This is a genomic window from Mucilaginibacter aquariorum (assembly GCF_024498135.1).
GTDB lineage: Bacteria > Bacteroidota > Bacteroidia > Sphingobacteriales > Sphingobacteriaceae > Mucilaginibacter > Mucilaginibacter aquariorum.
On the sequence record NZ_JANHOH010000006.1, the window covers coordinates 124903 to 143210 of the forward strand.

Consider the following 18308-nt stretch of genomic DNA (forward strand, 5'->3'; position numbering starts at 1 on the left):
TTGAGAAGAAGAGACTTTATTTTTTTAACCGGCGTTGGCGCAGGGGCTATGATGCTCCCTTCGTTAGATAGCTTTGGTAAAAACATTGATGTACAACAAGCGCTTGAGGGCGTTGATGTACGTATTAAAAAAGAACTGGCCGATGCCGGACTTAACGCTGCTAAAAGCGCAGGAGCCAGCTACGCGGATGTGCGTATCGGGCGTTACCTTAACCAGTTTGTTATTACCCGCGAAAACCGCGTGCTTAACGTTGCCAATACTGAATCGTATGGTATCGGTATCCGCGTTATTGCTAACGGCTGCTGGGGTTTTGCCGCAACAAACGAGGTAACTAAAGAAGGTATTGCCAAAACCGCCCAACGTGCTGTGGCTGTTGCTAAAGCTAATGCCAAACTGGGCAGCGCGCCGGTACAACTGGCCCCGCAAAAAGGTTACGGCGAAGTAAGCTGGAAAACGCCTATCGAAAAAAATGCTTTTGAAGTGCCTATCAAAGAAAAGGTAGATCTGCTGCTGGGTGCAAATGCATCGGCTATTGCAGGTGGCGCCAACTTTGTAAACTCAACCATATTCGCGGTGAACGAGCAAAAATATTTTGCTTCAACTGACGGTTCATACATTGATCAGGATATTCATCGCCTTTTCCCGTCGTTTACTGTTACAAAAATAGATTCTGCTTCAAACTCTTTCCAAACCCGTCGCTCTTTAAGCTCGCCGGTTGGTATGGGTTATGAATATTTAACGCCATCGGCGTCTGAAACTATTGCAGGTGTAACCCCTCGTTATAAAAAGCGGTACGATATGCTGGAGGATATGAAATTTGCCACCAAACAGGCGGCAGAAAAAATAACTGCCAAAACGGTAGATCCGGGTAAGTACGATCTGGTGCTTGATCCAAGTCACCTGTGGTTAACTATTCACGAGTCTGTTGGCCACCCAACCGAGCTGGATAGGGTATTAGGTTACGAAGCCAACTTTGCCGGTACCAGTTTCCTTACCCTGGATAAATGGAAATCGGGCAAGTTTAATTTCGGCAGCAAGCAAGTAAACGTAACCGGCGATAAAACCGAAGTAGGTTCATTAGGCGCTGTAGGGTATGATGATGAAGGTGTAGGCACCAAAAAGTGGGATATTATAAAAGAAGGTACACTGGTAAATTATCAGGCCATCCGCGATCAGGCCCATATTATTGGGCTTAAGGAATCTCAGGGGTGCTGTTATGCCCAAAGCTGGCAGGATGTGCAGTTTCAGCGGATGCCAAATGTGTCATTACAGCCAGGCAAAACCCCGTTAGCGGTTGACGATATGATCAAAAACGTTGAGAAAGGTATCTATATCATTGGTGATGGTTCTTTCTCTATAGATCAGCAACGCTATAACTTCCAGTTTGGCGGGCAATTGTTTTACGAAATTAAGAACGGTAAAATTGCCGGTATGCTAAACGATGTGGCCTACCAGGCCAATACCCAGGAATTCTGGAACTCCTGCGCGGCAGTTTGCGATAAAAATGATTACCGTTTGGGTGGGTCGTTTAACGATGGTAAGGGTCAGCCAAGCCAAAGCAGCGCGGTATCGCATGGCTCATCAACAACAAGGTTTAACGGTGTTAATGTAATCAACACAAAAAGAAAGATCGGATAACATATGCCTATATATACAAAAGAACAAGCACAGGCTTTATTAAAGAAAGTGCTTAGCTATTCAAAAGCCGACGAATGCGAAATAAACCTTGGCGGAAGCGAAGGTGGTAATGTACGTTATGCGTTAAATGCGGTTTCAACTGCTGGCGATATCAGCACTGTTGGGCTTAGCGTAACATCTGTTTATGGTAAAAAAGCAGGCTCGGCTACTATAGATCAGTTTGATGACGCTTCTTTAGAACGCGTTGTACGCCGGTCGGAAGAGTTGGCACAGCTGGCACCCGAAAATTCAGAATATATGCCAATGCTGGGCCAAAATGAATTTAAAGAAGCCATAACTTATAACGCTAACACAGCTGCCATGACGCCCGAAAGCCGTGCCGAAATGGTTGGCCAAAGCTTAAAGGTTACCAAAGATGCCAAGCTGTTTGCAGCAGGCTTCCTGGAAAATTCAAGTGGGTTTAATGCCATGATGAACTCTAAAGGGTTGTTTGCTTACAACAAAAATAGTGATGTTACCTTCTCGGTTACCACCCGTAACGAAGGTGGCACCATATCCGGCTACGCAGCACGTGGTTTTACCGATGTATCTAAACTGGATACCGCATCAGCTACCCGTGTGGCCACAATGAAAGCCAATGCCTCGGTTGGTGCTAAGGCTATTGAACCAGGTAAATATACAGTGATACTGGAGCCTGTTGCGGCCACTTATATGCTGGAAAATATGTTCCGTTTTGATGCGCGCAGCGCTGAAGAAGGCCGGAGCTTTTTAAGTAAAAAAGGTGGTGGTACCCGCTTAGGCGAACAATTGATGGATCCTAAAGTCACTATCTATTCTGATCCATTTAACCCTGACCTGCCCGGTGCAACCTGGGGTGGTGACGGCTTGCCACGCGAAAAAACCGTGTGGATTGATAAGGGCGTGGTGAAAAATCTTTCTTACTCGCGTTTTTGGGCTCAAAAGAAAGGTGTAACGCCTGTTCCCAATCCAAGCAATATTATTATGGAAGGCGGCGACGCTACCTTAGAAGAACTGATAAAAAGCACCGAGCGTGGTATCTTGGTTTCAAGGTTGTGGTACATTCGTATGGTCGACCCACAATCGTTACTGCTAACAGGCCTTACCCGCGATGGTACGTTTTATATCGAAAACGGTAAAATTATGTTCCCGGTTAAAAATTTTAGGTTTAACGAAAGCCCCGTAATTATGCTGAATAACCTGGAAGCCCTTGGCAAACAGGAACGCAGTATTAGCGTAGAAAGTTACCGCAGTTACCTTATTCCGCCTATGAAAATAAGGGACTTTACCTTCAGTTCCCTGTCAGACGCTGTATAGAATTATAAATAATATCAAACGCCATTGCAAAAAGCAATGGCGTTTTTGTTTCTTTGTAGTTAAACCCTATTATCATGGAAATTTTCCCCGTTAGTAATTCAACACTATCAGCAGAAAATGTTGGTTTGTTATTACAGCACAGGTATGACCTTAGCACAAGTGCGATTTGCAAATTGTTAAAAACAGGTATCAACCATAGTTATTCAATTACAGATGGTGATAGAAAGTATGTATTCCGGATATACAGCTTAAACTGGCGTAAAACAGAAGAGATCTCTGAAGAAATAAGACTGTTGAATTTGCTGCGCGACAGTAGTATCCCGGTATCCTATCCTATAATTGATAACCTCGGTAATTACATTCATGAATTAAAAGCGCCCGAGGGTTACCGCTACGGCGTACTGTTCTCTTATGCCGAGGGAGAAAAGATGCTTAACTTCCCGGCCGATCTGCACTATAAAGTTGGTGAAATCATGGCGCAGTTACATAAGGTAACAAACGAAATTGAGCTGCAACGGGTTAACTATACGCCGCAAGTGATTTTGCAAGATTCGTTTGAGCGATTAAAGCAATTCCTGCCTGCTGATACCGATGAAATGATCTGGATGGCGTCGACACAAAAATATTTATTGGGTGAATTAGAAAAGGCTAATACTGAAGAATTGAGGACTGGAGCCGTTCACCTGGATATCTGGTTTGATAATTTACATATCACTAAAAAAGGTGACATTACTTTTTTTGATTTTGATTTTTGCGGAAATGGCTGGCTGTGTTATGATATTGCCTATTACATTTTGCAACTGTATAGTACCGAAAAGGTAGAAACAGAGCGGGATGAGAAAATAAAAAGCTTTTTAGATGGATATGAATCTATAAACAAAATTAACTCGGAAGAGAAGCGACTGCTACCTGTACTTGGTGTAAGCCTGTATTTCTTTTACCTGGGCATCCAGTGCCAACGGTTTGATAGCTGGTCGAATGTTTTTTTAAACGAAACGTATTTGAAACGGTTTATTAATCTACTTGTTAAAAAGTATTTTGACGAACAGGTTCTAAAAGCATAATAAATGAACACAACAAAAATTGGTTGGATAGGCCTTGGTTTAATGGGTAACCCCATGTCACAGCGATTGTTAAAGGCGGGGTACCCGCTTACTGTATACAACAGGCATAAGGATAAGGAAGCGGAGTTAAAAGAGCAGGGCGCAGGCACCGCATCAACCCCAAAAGAGCTTTTGCAGCAAACTAATGTTGTAATTATAATGGTGACCGATGATAAGGCCATCCGCGAAATATTTACGGGTGAAAATGGTTTACTAAGTGCCTATGCTACTGATAAGATCATCGTCAATATGAGCACGGTATCGCCGGCTATAAATAAAGAGATGGCAGAGTTGTGTAAGCAGCAGGGTAACCATTTTCTGGATGCGCCGGTATCTGGTAGCGTTAAACAAGCCGAAACCGCCCAATTAGTTATTATGGTTGGTGGCGACGCAGCTATATTTGAAAAGGTAAAACCTGTACTGGAAACCATGGGCAAAATGGTTGTAAACGTTGGCGCCATAGGTACAGGAAATGCAGCCAAACTGGCAATAAATACATTGTTGAGTTTTTACACCCAGGGATTAGCCGAAGCCGTTATCCTCGCCAAAAATAACGGGATACAACCCGAAACGTTATTGAACCTTTTAGGGAATGCCGCTATTGCTAATCCATACACCAAACTAAAGGGCGATTCTATTATCAACAACAATTTTAAGGCAGCGTTCAGTCTGAAAAATATAGTGAAAGATCTGCAGTTATCGAGGGATATTGGCCTTAATACGCCATTAGGCCAAACCGCATTAAAAACTTTTGAGGATGCCCAGCAACGGTTTGGCGACGAAGACCTGATAGCGATTTATAAGTACCTGGATACTTCTAAATAAATTACTCCCTTTTCTTTTTTAAAGTGTAGGAGGGCTTGTTAGATTTAATTTGTTCGGCATCGTTGTAAAGGGTTAAAGTCCTTTTATTGATAATGAACGAGTAAACCTTTTGATCTTTGGTATTCAAATTAAATATGATCTGATCATGGCCGCTGCGCTCGGAGGCTACTATTAAATCGTTTTGAATGTAGTAGGTGGTAAGCCCGGCTAAACCCGATACCTTCCCGTTGTCATAAAATACAGCGCTGATCTTTTTACCTGTAGCATCGGTCCCTTGGTATTTTCCCGATAGCATGGCATGGTTGATCATGTAGTTCATAGCTGAAGCTAAGCCATCAGCAGGCTTGGGTTGCAACGCTCTTATATATTGCGTAGTAGTAGTTTCTTTAGTTTGCGAATTATAGTTATAGATGATAAGGGTAGTATCATCGTTTTTTACTTTGTAACTTAGTTCATCATCACCAAACTCAATAGTAGTTGTGTTTTTGCCCGATTGAAACCTTAAAGCAACGGTGCTGCCCTCGTGGTTATTTAAAATTATGGGCACCATTATACTGTCCCCTTTAAGCTGGGCGGTATCAATATACATAACGGTAATGCCCTTGCCTTTATCAACGGCTTCCAGTGGCGATTTGCTCTTTTTAACTTTTTTAATGTAGTCTTTCTTAATCCACACGCCATTTATCAATGGTTTAAACTGTTGCAGCAAAGCCTGTGTTTGGTCGAGCGGTTTGCCGGCAGCGGTGGTATCCTGGTCATTATCACCGGTTTTACTTTTACACGATAGGAATATACTTAGTATAAGTAGGAGGTAGCTAATTCTTTTCATGGAAGTGTATTATTATTCCTAAGATAGTTAATTATGACCTGATAACAACGTTTTAACTTCAAAGTTCTTTCGTATTTTTGCATCTTATCAATTCCACCCGTGCATGAATGCTGATGCCATTAAGATGCTGCAAGGCCGTTACTGTAATTCACTAACTGAATATTCCCGTTTTGTGACCCGCGAGGTTGCTATTGGCGATGTGCCAATGGGCGGAAGTAACCCTATCCGCATCCAAAGCATGACCACTACCGATACCATGGATACCATAGGTACGGTTGAGCAATCTATCCGCATGGTTGACGCTGGCTGCGAGTATGTTCGTATTACCGCGCCCAGTATTAAGGAAGCCAACAACCTTGCCGAAATAAAAAAACAATTGCGCCTGCGCGGATATAATGTGCCCCTGGTTGCCGATATACACTTTACCCCAAACGCTGCCGAGGTAGCTGCCCGTATTGTTGAAAAGGTACGTGTTAATCCGGGTAACTATGCCGATAAAAAGAAATTTGATACTTTAGATTATACCGACCCTGAATACCAGGGAGAACTGGAACGCATCTTCCAAAAATTCACTCCATTGGTAAAAATTTGCAAGGAATACGGTACTGCCATGCGTATCGGTACTAACCATGGTTCGCTGAGCGACCGTATTATGAGCCGTTATGGCGATACCCCGCAAGGGATGGTAGAAAGCGCTATGGAGTTTATCCGCATGTGCGAAACACTGGGCTATTACAGTTTGGTGGTAAGCATGAAAAGCAGTAACCCGCAGGTAATGGTGCAGGCCTACCGTTTATTGGTACAAACTATGGCTGCCGAGGGTATGAACTATCCGCTGCATTTGGGCGTAACAGAAGCCGGGGATGGAGAAGATGGCCGCATTAAATCTGCCGTTGGTATTGGTACTTTACTGGAAGATGGCCTTGGCGATACCGTTCGTGTATCCCTAACCGAAGAGCCGGAAGCCGAAGCGCCTGTTGCAATTGCGCTGGTGAAAAGATATATTATGAGGAGTGAAGTTGCAGGAGCGAAGAGCGAAGAGGGGAAAATCACCTCGCACCTCGATCCTCAAAACCCGCACCATTCCCCATACGAATATAAAAAACGTGAAACCTACGAAGCGAACGCTTTTATAGGCGGACATATGGTGCCAAGGGTAGTGGTTGATCTGTCGCGGGCTAATCTAAAAGACCCTGCGGTACTGAGTGATGCGGGATACCTGTACTCGCCCTTGCTGGATAAATATAATATGGCCGAGCAATCGGTAGATTTTGTTTACCTGGGCGATAGCTTGCCATCATTTGAGTTGCCGGGTAATTTAAAGCAATTATATAACTACCCAACCTGGCAAAAGCTCACTAACAAAACGCTTTGCCATCCGGTATTTACTTTAGATGAGTATGTTTCTGCGGATAATCGTACATCAGCCTTAAACCTTGTTCGTATAAAAAATGCTGATCTGGATTCGGAAGCATTTGGATTAATCCCTTTAGATAAAACATTGGTTTTTGTACTGGAAACAGACGAAGGCCATGGCATGGCAGATCAGCGTGCCTTTTTCCTCAAATTACAGGAAATGGAGCTGGATGTGCCTGTGATAATGAAACGGAGTTATGCTTTCGCAGACCATGGACCATCGAGCATGGACCATGGACAAACTGACCTCACTACTAATTTACAACTTTACGCTGCTACCGATCTGGGTGCTTTGCTTGTTGATGGTTTTGGAGACGGCATCTGGATAGATGCACCGCAGGTAGCGACAAACGTTATTACTTCAACCGCTTTTGGCATACTGCAGGCAACCCGCTCGCGCATTTCCAAAACAGAATATATTTCCTGCCCAAGCTGTGGCCGTACCTTGTTCGATCTGATGATCACCACGCAGATGATCCGCAGTCGAACAAGTCATTTAAAAGGGTTAAAAATTGGTATTATGGGCTGCATTGTAAATGGCCCCGGCGAAATGGCCGATGCCGATTATGGTTACGTGGGCTCGGGTACTGATAAGGTGACTCTTTATCGTGGTAAGGAAGCCGTGAAAAAAAATATTAGCTCTGCAAATGCTTTAGATGAACTCATCGGGATCATTAAGGGTGATGGCAACTGGATAGAGCCGGCCGAATAAAACAACAAAGCCCGCAAATTTGCGGGCTTTGTTGTTTTATATTATGTTCGCGGCAGCTTAAAAATAAAGCGCCCTTCGTCATTAACAGAGATTTGCTTAAAGCCCGCCTTTATCAGTATTCTTTGCGAAGGATAATTATCCGCGCCGGTATCGGCCCAAATGGTTTTTACATCGGCGTTGATAAATCCCCATTCGCAAATGCGTTTCAAGGCTTCGGTAGCGTAACCCTTGTTTTGGTGGTTTTGGTCAAACGAGTAGCCGGTTATAGCCTCGCCATTCTCATCGGGGTAGCCAATTCCAATCCCTCCAATACTTATATTATCGGTTTTTAAAACCGCCTCCCAGTTGGTGTACCACTCAAATTTATCCGGGTAAAGCAAGGTTTTGGGGATAAACCAATTCTCTAATGCGTCGGCCACCTCTGCTTCCCAGAAAGGGTCGATAAGCATATTCGAAGGATTTAATCCCATTGATAGTTCCATTTTTTCGCGACTTTCTTTCCATAACAAAAGCTGCGTATGTGTTAACGGTATTAGTCGTAACCGTTCAGATTCGATAAAAAACATTGTGTGATCTTTAATTTGTATAACAATAGAATTTTAGTCCACTTATTTAAGTGGTGGGGTTTTACAGCCCTTGCGGCAGGCTGTTTGTTATACAATTCCAGGCAGTGTAATATGCCTGTTTAGGGTGTTAAATAACAGAGGCTGTATTTTATGTTGGCACAAATATAATGCAGATATTAATATCAATTAGTAATTTTATTTTTAATGACCATTCAGCTCGTTATATATAATGTCATCTGTGTTAGCTTCTTTCTGTTAACGCTTGTCTCGTTTTTTAATCCAACCAAATTAAATATCACCGCTAACCGGTGGTTCGGCCTTTTTATGTTCTCGGCAGGATGTATGGTGCTGAATGCTATCATTTATAAGGCAGGTGCCGAAGCGCAATACAAGCAACTTATCATATTTAATGAACTTTCCCGGTTTATTATTGCCCCTGCATTGTATCTCAGTATTCTACATTTTACATCGCCGGATAAAGTTTTAAAACGAAGGGAATACTTGCACTTTATACCCTTCGCACTATTTGCGGTTTACATTATCGCGTTTAGTACAGGTCATCAGTTCTTCCATCTGCCCGCGGTTATAGGGAGGGCATTAGCACTGCTTATGGCTGTTGCAGTGCAACTGCAATTATTGGTTTATTGGGTGCTGGCATGGGCTAAACTTAACCGGCATCAGAAAAACATCCGCCTTGTTAATTCTAATACCGAAGCTGTTAATCTTAACTGGTTAAGGTATATGTTGATAGGCATTGCTTTTATCATCGTAACCTGGCTTGCCGCACAAATACTACAAATGCATTGGATAACTGTCAGTACACCGATCCTGTATCTGGCGGGCACGCTTTTTATGGGTTATTACCTACTGGCCCAAAAAGAAGTATACCCCTTTGAACAACCCGAACTGGAACAAATAGCCGAAGTAATAAAACCCGAAAGCAAGTCGGTTAAACAAAGATTGACAGAAGAACAATCCACACAACTTAAAATGCAGTTAGAGCATTTAATGCAAACTGAAAAAGTGTACCTGGACAATGAGCTGAGCCTGCCCCAACTGGCAAAAGAAATGGATATGTCAACACATGATCTTTCTTACCTGCTGAATGATGTTATCGGCATCAGCTTTTTTCAGTTTGTAAATGCCTGCCGGGTGCAGGAGGCCAAGCAACTGATGCTTTCAGACAAACACCACCACCTTAATTTATTGGGCATTGCTTATAGCGCCGGCTTCAATTCAAAAACTACTTTTAATACAGCATTTAAAAAGGAAACGGGCTTGTCGCCGAGTGAGTTTATGAAAGGTAAGGATTCCTTTTCGATCGATGTATCAGTCCGGGCTTAATGTCAGTCTGAGCCTGTCGAAGACCTAAACACGTTCGTTTGGATAATCCCGAACGACCCGCATTACCCATTCGCCTAACATTGTGCAACTAATAAACACAATGTATTATGGAACGTAAACCTTTTTCACCCCTTGCCTGGGCGGCTTTTATTGCTGCCGTATTAGGCGCTATTGTTTTTACTCGCGCCACCCGTATTGCCTTAGGTGAGGATATATCGCCGCTGGTATTGTATGGCATAGTGCTTATTTATTTGCTTACTGTTTTAATGCTGACTTTTGTTTGGAAAAGCAAAGCCACAAAGGGTGCTATCGATGTTACCAATTATACCGCTTTTTGGCAAAACGCCGTGCGCTATACCCTCGCGCTGGATATGATGATGTTTGGTTGTCAGAAATTTTGCCACCAGCAATTTTACGTGCCACTCGGTATGCTCGACGACCCTTTTACAGCCATACCTAACGAAATGCTGATGTGGGCATTCATGGGGCGCTACCATTCTATGGTAAATATTATAGCCTCGCTCGAAATTCTTGGCGGCGCGCTGCTGCTATTCCGCAAAACCCGATTGGTGGGCGCTTTTATGTTGTTGCCCATGCTGCTGAATATTATGTTGCTTGATCTCTATTACCTCAACTTATTGGTACAGGTATACGTTGCCCTCGAGTTGCTTGCCGTAATATACCTCATCCTGTTGGAGTACCGCCGCCTTGTGGAATTCTTCCTTATCGCTAAAGGTAACGCTCCATTGTATAACTTCCGCGGGCAATGGGTTGGTTATGCAGTAAAAGCATCGGTAATTATTATACCCGCGCTTGCCTTATCCATGCATCATTACCAAACCAACTACACCGAAATAACCGGTAAATATGAAGTGAAGCGTGTTTTCATAAACAACACCGATCAAACCCAGCCACCCTGCCGCGATAGCGTGCTCGCTCATGTATTTATTGACCGCTACGACCTTGTTTTGGGCTACCCCGATTACCGCAACAAAGTAATTGGCGGGTACACATACAACCCGGAAACCAAACAGATTACTGTAGCATTTCATTACCCCATGAAAGATACGCTTACAGCCACCATCACTCCCGGCAATGGCGAAATGAAAACGCTTGTTGGAAAAATGGGTAGTAAGGAATTGAGGATTGAGATGGAAAGGGTAGCCCCGGTAAATAATTGAATAATGTTTTTCGTCGTCGCAGGGTTTCTTGAAAAGGACCTTGCGACTCGTCTCATTATTTGGAGTTACTAATAGTCCTAACCTCTGATCACTAATTCCTGCCAACATGTCACCGCAAAGTAAGTTAGCCTGACGGTTTGTAACTTAACTGACACCCTACCATTATTTTTCCTGCCAAATGCATATTGGCACAGGCATTGATAAATAGCTAAGTAAGCATTAATTATCAAGAAAAAAATAAATCATAATATGTCTAAAATAATTGGAATTGACTTAGGAACAACAAACTCCTGCGTATCAGTAATGGAAGGTAACGAACCTGTAGTTATTGCTAACAGCGAGGGAAAACGTACTACGCCTTCTGTTGTAGCTTTTGTTAACGACGGTGAGCGTAAAGTGGGCGACCCGGCAAAACGCCAGGCAATTACAAACCCTACAAAAACTATTTATTCTATAAAGCGCTTCATGGGTAACAACTTCAACGAAGTTACACAAGAAGTTGGCCGTGTACCTTATAAAGTAGTTAAAGGCGACAATAACACCCCACGTGTTGAAATTGGCGATCGTAAATATACCCCGCAAGAAATTTCAGCGATGATCCTTCAAAAAATGAAGAAAACTGCTGAAGACTTTTTGGGAACTGAAGTTACTGAAGCGGTTATTACCGTTCCGGCTTATTTTAACGATGCACAACGCCAGGCAACTAAAGAAGCCGGTGAAATTGCTGGTTTAAAAGTTCGCCGTATTATAAACGAGCCTACTGCTGCTGCCCTTGCCTATGGTTTGGATAAAGCACATAAGGATATGAAAATTGCTGTTTTTGACTGTGGTGGTGGTACGCATGACGTATCTGTACTGGAGTTGGGCGATGGCGTTTTCGAAGTAAAATCAACTGATGGTGATACTCACTTAGGTGGTGATGACTTTGACCAGGTTATTATTGACTGGATGGCTGATGAGTTTAAGAGTGACGAAGGTGTTGATCTGCGTAAAGATCCAATGGCTTTGCAACGCTTAAAAGAATCTGCAGAGAAAGCTAAGATTGAATTATCAAGCTCAACTCAAACAGAAATTAACTTACCATACATCACTGCTGGTGCAGAAGGCCCAAAACACTTGGTTAAAACTTTAACCCGTGCAAAATTTGAGCAATTAGCTGATAGCCTGATCAAACGTACTATTGAGCCTTGTAAAACTGCTTTGAAAAATGCAGGTTACAGCACTTCAGATATCGACGAGATCATATTGGTAGGTGGTTCAACCCGTATCCCGGCTATACAGGAAGCAGTACAAAAATTCTTTGGTAAAGCGCCATCAAAAGGTGTTAACCCGGATGAAGTTGTTGCTATTGGTGCAGCTATACAAGGTGGTGTGTTAACCGGCGAAGTTAAAGATGTATTGTTGTTAGACGTTACCCCGTTATCATTAGGTATCGAAACTATGGGTGGTGTAATGACAAAATTAATTGAGTCTAACACAACTATACCAACTAAAAAATCAGAAACATTCTCAACCGCGTCTGATAGCCAGCCATCTGTTGAGATCCACATATTACAGGGTGAGCGTCCAATGGCAGCGGGTAACCGTACTATAGGCCGTTTCCACCTGGATGGTATACCACCAGCACCTCGCGGTGTGCCTCAGGTTGAAGTAACATTCGATATTGATGCAAACGGTATATTACATGTATCTGCAAAAGATAAAGCTACAGGTAAAGAGCAAAAGATCCGTATCGAAGCATCATCCGGCTTAACTGATGCTGAGATCAAAAAGATGAAGGACGAAGCTGAAGCTAACGCTGAAGCGGATCAAAAAGCAAAAGAAGAAGTTGAAAAACTGAACTCTGCTGATGCCCTTATCTTTAGCACCGAAAAACAATTAAAAGAATACGGTGATAAGATCCCTGCCGACAAAAAAGGCGCTATCGAAGCTGGCTTAGAGAAATTGAAAGCCGCGTATTCTGCTAAAGACCTTGCAGCTATTGAGCCTGCACAGGAAGAATTAAATGCTGCATGGACTGCTGCATCTGAAGATATGTACAAAGCATCTGCTGATGGTGGTCAACAACCGGGTGCTGACGCAGGTCAGGCTGCAGGTGATGGTCAACAGGCAGGCGGTGCTGATAACGTAACAGATGTTGACTTCGAAGAAGTAAAATAATCAGCCCTATATATAATGAAAAGGCCGGTACAATTTGTACCGGCCTTTTTTATGATAAATTATTTGCGGTTAAATAAATAGGAATATAATCCTGCTGAAGCAAAACCTATAGCTATTATAAGATAAGTAATAACTCTAACAGATTTAGTATCCCACTTAGAGCCTTTTACCTGGTTGTATATGTTGTCGTAGTTAGATTTGTTGAGATAAATAAAATAAAAGATAACTAAACTCGATATGAAACCTATTAGACAATTAACCTTTGATATTCGCAAATCTGTTATTACAGAATAAAATGTGGCTATTAACGAAATTAAAAGGCAAGTAAACGAACTTGCTGTAATCCCATAGGCTGTAAGCCAAGGTATATCATTAGTGTAATGGCCATCTCTATAATATAAATTGTAGATGTGGAAATATATTACTTTAAAAAAAAGCATCGCATTGTTATCTGGCCAAAGATAACCTAACTTATCAAATTATTCACCTTCTCAACCAACTCGGTTAAATCAAATGGTTTGTCAATAATGGCATCACATCCGTAAGCAAACAGGTCAGACTCGCGATTAATATAGGCCGAAAATATAATAACCGGCACGTTGTTGAATTTAGGGTGTGATTTTATGGAGCGGCAAAGCTCGCCACCATTTTGGCCGGCTACCCGGTAATCCAGTATAACCAGGTCTGGCTCAAAAGCTTCTAACAGGGGCATAACATTATCGCTTTCGCCGGTGCTTTTCACCTCGAAATTTTCGTAGGTCAGGGTCTCATGAACAATGTCAAGAATATCCTGGTTGTCATCCAATACTAAAATACGCTTCAACATAAACAGGTTAATCAATTAAACTAAATAGCAACTTAGGGGTATTGAAGTAGCGTAAAAAAATGTACTCAGGAACGGTGTAAGGGCTCGGTATATAATGTATTAGAATTTTGATTGGCCGTTAATCAAATGTAGTATAATATAATTATATTATAAAGAAATATTACAAGGGAATTTTTCTCTTAATAGTAGAGAAACATAAATTATATATTACCGTACAGGCTATTTACAAAGCTTAATATTGAGTAACAAAAAAACCCGCGGCTAAAAGCGGGTTTTAATATTATTAATAAGGATATGCCTTACCGGGGTGCGCACGTTTCCATGCCCTGCGGCGCTCCAGCCATGCAGCATGTTTCTTTTTTTGTTCGCGTCTGCGGGCTTCGTTACCTATAATATAACCGCCACCTGCGCCTATTGCGCCACCAACTACTGCACCGCCAACGCTTTTACCTATTAAGGCCCCGGCAACTGCACCGCCGGCACCACCAATTATGGCACCCTTGCCTTGTTTACTTATGCCTTTCTTTTTTTCCTGTGCCTGAGCATTAGGTGTCACACCGGATGTTAATGCTAATAATAGGCTGCTAAATATGATCAACTTTTTCATTTGTATCTGCTTTTGGTACTATTACAACCTATGCAAATAATAAGCCGAAGATCATAAAGCAGCTTTAAAGCAAAGAGAACAGAGTTTTTTTACAAGCTTATTTCAAAAAATCAATTATTGCCGATGCAAACTGTACAGTATTGCCTGCAGTATTATGGTTGCCCGGCACGCTAACCATCTTTGATCCCGGTATTAATTTTTGCAGATCGTTTACGTCGCCATTGGTGGTGTCCTCGGTTCCGTCGATAAGCAACACCGGTATTTTAACAGTAAATAATTCCTTTTTACTGGTAGATGGCTGGTGTTTTTGCTGATAGGCCAGCGCCAGGTTATCGAAATTATTTTTGCGGATCCAAACCATCATGTCGTCTACATCATGCATGGTGGTATCGCCCATTAGTGCTTTATAGGCATGGATCCTTCTTGGCCATTGAGGGTTGGTATAATCGGCACCCATTCCGCCCATTACAGCCTTGTGGATGCGCTTATCTAAAACTATTAACCTTGAAGTGATAATAGAACCGCGCGAGTAACCTACCGCGTCGTAATTTTTAAAGCCAAGGCTGCTTGCCAATCCCATAATATCTTTTGCTTCGGCATCATTAGTATAACCTGCATCAGTATGTGGTTTATCCGACAGGCCGTTTCCCCGCTGGTCAAGAATAATAACTTTAAAGCCTGCGGTAAGCAAAGCCGGGTATAAGGAGCCGTGTTTCCATCCCAGGCTGGTACCGGTAAAACCATGTACCAATATCACCGGGTATCCCTCACCTTTTACTTCGTAATAAATTTTTGTACCATCAAAAGATGTAAAGAATTTGCCTTCCGGTTGTTGCGCATGCAAGCCAAGGGTGCATGCTATGATTATAACAAATACTGATAATATCTTCTTCATGATATTAAACAAATAGGTTTAAAATTAACACACCACCTAAGCCGATAATAGAAACTAAACTCTCCATCATTGACCACGAGCGGAAAGTATCTTTTATACTTAGGTTAAAGTACTCTTTAAAAAGCCAGAAACCAGAATCATTTACATGCGAGAATGCCAGGCTACCTGCACCAATGGATAGTACCATCAAATTAGGGTTTACATTTTCGCTTACTACTAATGATGATACTATGCCTGCTGCAGTTAAGCCGGCAACAGTGGCCGAACCCAGGCTAATGCGGATAATAGCGGCTATTACCCAGCCTAATACAAGCGGTGGCATATTAAAAGCTTTTAAGCTGTTGGCAATTTCGTTACTAACGCCACTGGTGGTTAACACTTCTTTAAACGCGCCCGATCCTGCTATAATAAGCAGTATCAGGGATATATCTTTTACAGCATCAATATAGTTAACCCCTAACTGGCCCATATTACGGCCTTGTTTTATGCCAAGCGTATAGGTAGCCACTATCAGGGCTATTAACATCACGATGGATGGGTCGCCCAGAAAGGCCATGATCTTTAAGGCTTTCTCATCCTTAATGCCTAAAAATGGAAAAAACGCGGTAAGCATTAAAAGCATTACCGGCAGTAAAGCGGTAAAAAAACTAATAAAGCCACTCGGCAATTTATCGGCAGGCATTTCTTCTGCACGGAAGGTAGCCAGTGGTTCTGACGGTATTTTTTTGAGGAATTGCGCGAATACCGGTCCGGCGAGAACAATGGCCGGGATAGCTATTATCAATCCATAAATAAAGGTAGTGGCCATATTAGCATGAAAAAGCGCTACTAATGCCGATGGTGATGGGTGCGGCGGCAAAAAGCCATGCGTAACAGATAGCGACGCTATCATGGGCAAACCAATATATACCGCAGGCAATTTATACTTATATACTACCGAAAATATAAGCGGTACCATTAGCACAAAGCCTATCCCATAAAAAAGAGGGATGCCGATGATAAAACCCGCGGCAACCAGGGCCCATTGAATATATTTTTTGCCAACGGCATTAACCAAAACTTCCGCAATTTTTTGAGCAGCACCACTTACGGCAACCAGTTTCCCCAGCATAGCGCCAAGGCAAATAATAATAAGCAGTTGCCCCAAAATATCGCCCATGCCTTTTTGTACCGATGCGGTAACCTTGTTAACAGGGATGCCCAGCATTAAACCCGCGGCAATGGAAACTAACAGGAAAGCTAAAAAAGGGTTCACTTTTGCCCAGCTAACCAAAAGTATGAGCAATACTATACAGAACGATATAACCAGCATAGTTTTTTAGATTCAGAAGTTTATAATTAGTATTTATACCGGGAAGCCGGTGCACCTAAAGTAATAACATTAAATGACATAGGGGTAAATAGATTTTAACCGATTGAATAGATTAACCACAGAGAACATTGAGGATTGTATCTTCATTACACGAGAGCGCAGCAATTTTCTTTGCGATCTCTGTGTTTTCTCTCTGTACTCTCTGTGGTTAAATACCTAAAAGTCAAACTATTTTACATTTAGCTTACCGCGTAAGCCGATTAAACATCGTTCTTTGGGGCAATGACAAGCAAACGCTACTTTTTACTTATAATGATATTAGGCTCGCTAACTGCATTAGGGCCTTTTTCTATAGATATGTATCTGCCGGGTTTCTCGGATATTGCCAAATCACTGCATACAACGACCGAAAACGTAGCGCTTTCTTTATCGAGTTTCTTCATTGGTATTTCTGCCGGGCAATTACTTTATGGGCCACTGCTTGATAAGTACGGCCGTAAGCCGCCGCTGTACGCTGGTTTGGGTTTATACATTATCGCCTCGGTGGGTTGCTACTTTTCGGACAGTATTGAAATGCTTATTGTAATGCGCTTTATACAGGCAATTGGCAGTTGCGCGGCTACTGTGGCATCAATAGCCATGGTGCGCGATATTTTTCCTGTGAAAGATAGTGCCAAGGTGTTTGCCCTGCTAATACTGGTTTTAGGTGCATCGCCCATGATAGCTCCAACCGTTGGGGGATACGTAACTGCTGCTTTTGGCTGGCAGCTAATATTTATTATACTGGCTGTAATTTCGGTGCTTATAACACTGGCCGTAATATTTTTCCTACCCGAAAGCTACCGGGCCGATCCATCTTACTCCTTAAAGCCCAAGCCTATTATTACTGGCTTTATAGCCGTTATTAAAACGCCTCAGTTTTATACCTATGCCATTAGTGGTGGTATAGCTTTCTCGGGTTTGTTTGCCTATATATCATCGTCGCCGGTTGTGTTTATGGAGGTGTTTAAAATAAGCAGTAAAACATATGGGTGGATCTTTGCCCTGCTATCGGTTGGTTTTATAGGCTCCAGTCAGATAAACAGTATGTTAGTAAAGAAGTATAAAAGCCAGCAAATTGTAAATGCCGCATTAATAGCCATGGTTATTATATCTGCCTTGTTCCTTGTTGGCTCAATGCAAAATATTTTAGGCCTTGTTGGTACCATCATTATGATATTTTTAGTGTTATGCTGCATAGGTATTACCAGCCCTAATACATCGGCATTGGCTTTGGCGCCATTCGAAAAAAACGCAGGTACAGCATCTTCCCTGTTAGGGGCGTTTCAAATGTGTATAGGCTCGGTGGTATCGGTAGGCGTAAGTTTGTTCAATAGCCAGTCTTCCATACCTATGTCGGCTGTTATGTTGGTAGCATCATCTGTTGCCTTATTGGTATTGATAGTAGGGAGAAAGAATATTAAAACCCGCGTAGAAGCAAAAAACGCCGAGTTTGTGTCGCACTAATAAATTTCTCCCTAAATTTTAAAGTATAAAAAATCTGTCTATATTTATAATTG

General features: G+C 42.4%; 15 protein-coding genes. 9 read left to right on the forward strand and 6 right to left on the reverse strand.

The genetic code is table 11. The annotated features are described in order from the left end of the window. The 4 genes from NPE20_RS19525 to NPE20_RS19540 all read left to right on the forward strand — a co-directional run bounded on the left by NPE20_RS19525 (nt 1) and on the right by NPE20_RS19540 (nt 4901). Entirely contained in the window at nt 1-1638 is a 1638-nt protein-coding gene (locus tag NPE20_RS19525) for a TldD/PmbA family protein (protein WP_256540383.1), read from the forward strand. A gap of 3 nt (nt 1639-1641) precedes the next feature. Beyond that, on the forward strand, nt 1642-2973 hold the full coding sequence (locus NPE20_RS19530) for a TldD/PmbA family protein (protein ID WP_256540384.1): 1332 nt from the start codon (nt 1642-1644) through the stop codon (nt 2971-2973). Nucleotides 2974-3047: 74 nt separating this feature from the next. Beyond that, on the forward strand, nt 3048-4037 hold the full coding sequence (locus NPE20_RS19535; protein WP_256540385.1) for a phosphotransferase: 990 nt from the start codon (nt 3048-3050) through the stop codon (nt 4035-4037). Between the two features lie 3 nt (nt 4038-4040). After that, nucleotides 4041-4901, forward strand: a complete 861-nt coding sequence (locus NPE20_RS19540) for an NAD(P)-dependent oxidoreductase (RefSeq protein ID WP_256540386.1) — start codon at nt 4041-4043, stop codon at nt 4899-4901. Nucleotide 4902: 1 nt separating this feature from the next. On the opposite strand, the gene NPE20_RS19545 is transcribed toward NPE20_RS19540, so the two are convergent. Continuing rightward, the gene (locus NPE20_RS19545; RefSeq protein ID WP_256540387.1) at nt 4903-5730 is read right to left on the reverse strand and encodes a hypothetical protein; all 828 of its coding nucleotides are present in this window, start codon (nt 5728-5730) and stop codon (nt 4903-4905) included. Nucleotides 5731-5833: 103 nt separating this feature from the next. On the opposite strand from NPE20_RS19545, the gene ispG reads away from it, so the two are divergent. Next, a complete protein-coding gene (gene ispG, locus NPE20_RS19550; RefSeq protein ID WP_256540388.1) occupies nt 5834-7858 on the forward strand; it encodes a (E)-4-hydroxy-3-methylbut-2-enyl-diphosphate synthase in 2025 nt (674 codons plus the stop codon). A 41-nt stretch (nt 7859-7899) separates the two neighbouring features. On the opposite strand, the gene NPE20_RS19555 is transcribed toward ispG, so the two are convergent. Next, on the reverse strand, nt 7900-8424 hold the full coding sequence (locus NPE20_RS19555) for a GNAT family N-acetyltransferase (RefSeq protein ID WP_256540389.1): 525 nt from the start codon (nt 8422-8424) through the stop codon (nt 7900-7902). Nucleotides 8425-8628: 204 nt separating this feature from the next. Between NPE20_RS19555 and NPE20_RS19560 the strand changes: the two genes are divergently transcribed. From NPE20_RS19560 to dnaK, 3 genes are all read left to right on the forward strand, one after another. After that, nucleotides 8629-9768 (forward strand): helix-turn-helix domain-containing protein, encoded by a 1140-nt coding sequence (locus NPE20_RS19560; protein ID WP_256540390.1) that lies wholly within the window; start codon nt 8629-8631, stop codon nt 9766-9768. 107 nt (nt 9769-9875) lie between these two features. Continuing rightward, entirely contained in the window at nt 9876-10949 is a 1074-nt protein-coding gene (locus NPE20_RS19565) for a hypothetical protein (RefSeq protein WP_256540391.1), read from the forward strand. 249 nt (nt 10950-11198) lie between these two features. Continuing rightward, nucleotides 11199-13109 (forward strand): molecular chaperone DnaK, encoded by a 1911-nt coding sequence (dnaK, locus tag NPE20_RS19570; RefSeq protein ID WP_256540392.1) that lies wholly within the window; start codon nt 11199-11201, stop codon nt 13107-13109. 466 nt (nt 13110-13575) lie between these two features. On the opposite strand, the gene NPE20_RS19575 is transcribed toward dnaK, so the two are convergent. The 4 genes from NPE20_RS19575 to NPE20_RS19590 form a co-directional block, all read right to left on the reverse strand. After that, complete coding sequence (locus NPE20_RS19575) at nt 13576-13935, reverse strand: response regulator transcription factor (RefSeq protein WP_256540393.1); 360 nt, start codon at nt 13933-13935, stop codon at nt 13576-13578. 283 nt (nt 13936-14218) lie between these two features. Further along, complete coding sequence (locus NPE20_RS19580) at nt 14219-14542, reverse strand: YMGG-like glycine zipper-containing protein (RefSeq protein WP_256540394.1); 324 nt, start codon at nt 14540-14542, stop codon at nt 14219-14221. 97 nt (nt 14543-14639) lie between these two features. Further along, on the reverse strand, nt 14640-15437 hold the full coding sequence (locus tag NPE20_RS19585; protein WP_256540395.1) for an alpha/beta fold hydrolase: 798 nt from the start codon (nt 15435-15437) through the stop codon (nt 14640-14642). Between the two features lie 4 nt (nt 15438-15441). Next, a complete protein-coding gene (locus NPE20_RS19590) occupies nt 15442-16749 on the reverse strand; it encodes a gluconate:H+ symporter (protein WP_256540396.1) in 1308 nt (435 codons plus the stop codon). Nucleotides 16750-17031: 282 nt separating this feature from the next. Here NPE20_RS19590 and NPE20_RS19595 point away from each other — a divergent pair, with 282 nt between their 5' ends. Next, nucleotides 17032-18255, forward strand: a complete 1224-nt coding sequence (locus tag NPE20_RS19595) for a multidrug effflux MFS transporter (RefSeq protein ID WP_256540397.1) — start codon at nt 17032-17034, stop codon at nt 18253-18255. Nucleotides 18256-18308 lie beyond the last annotated feature (53 nt).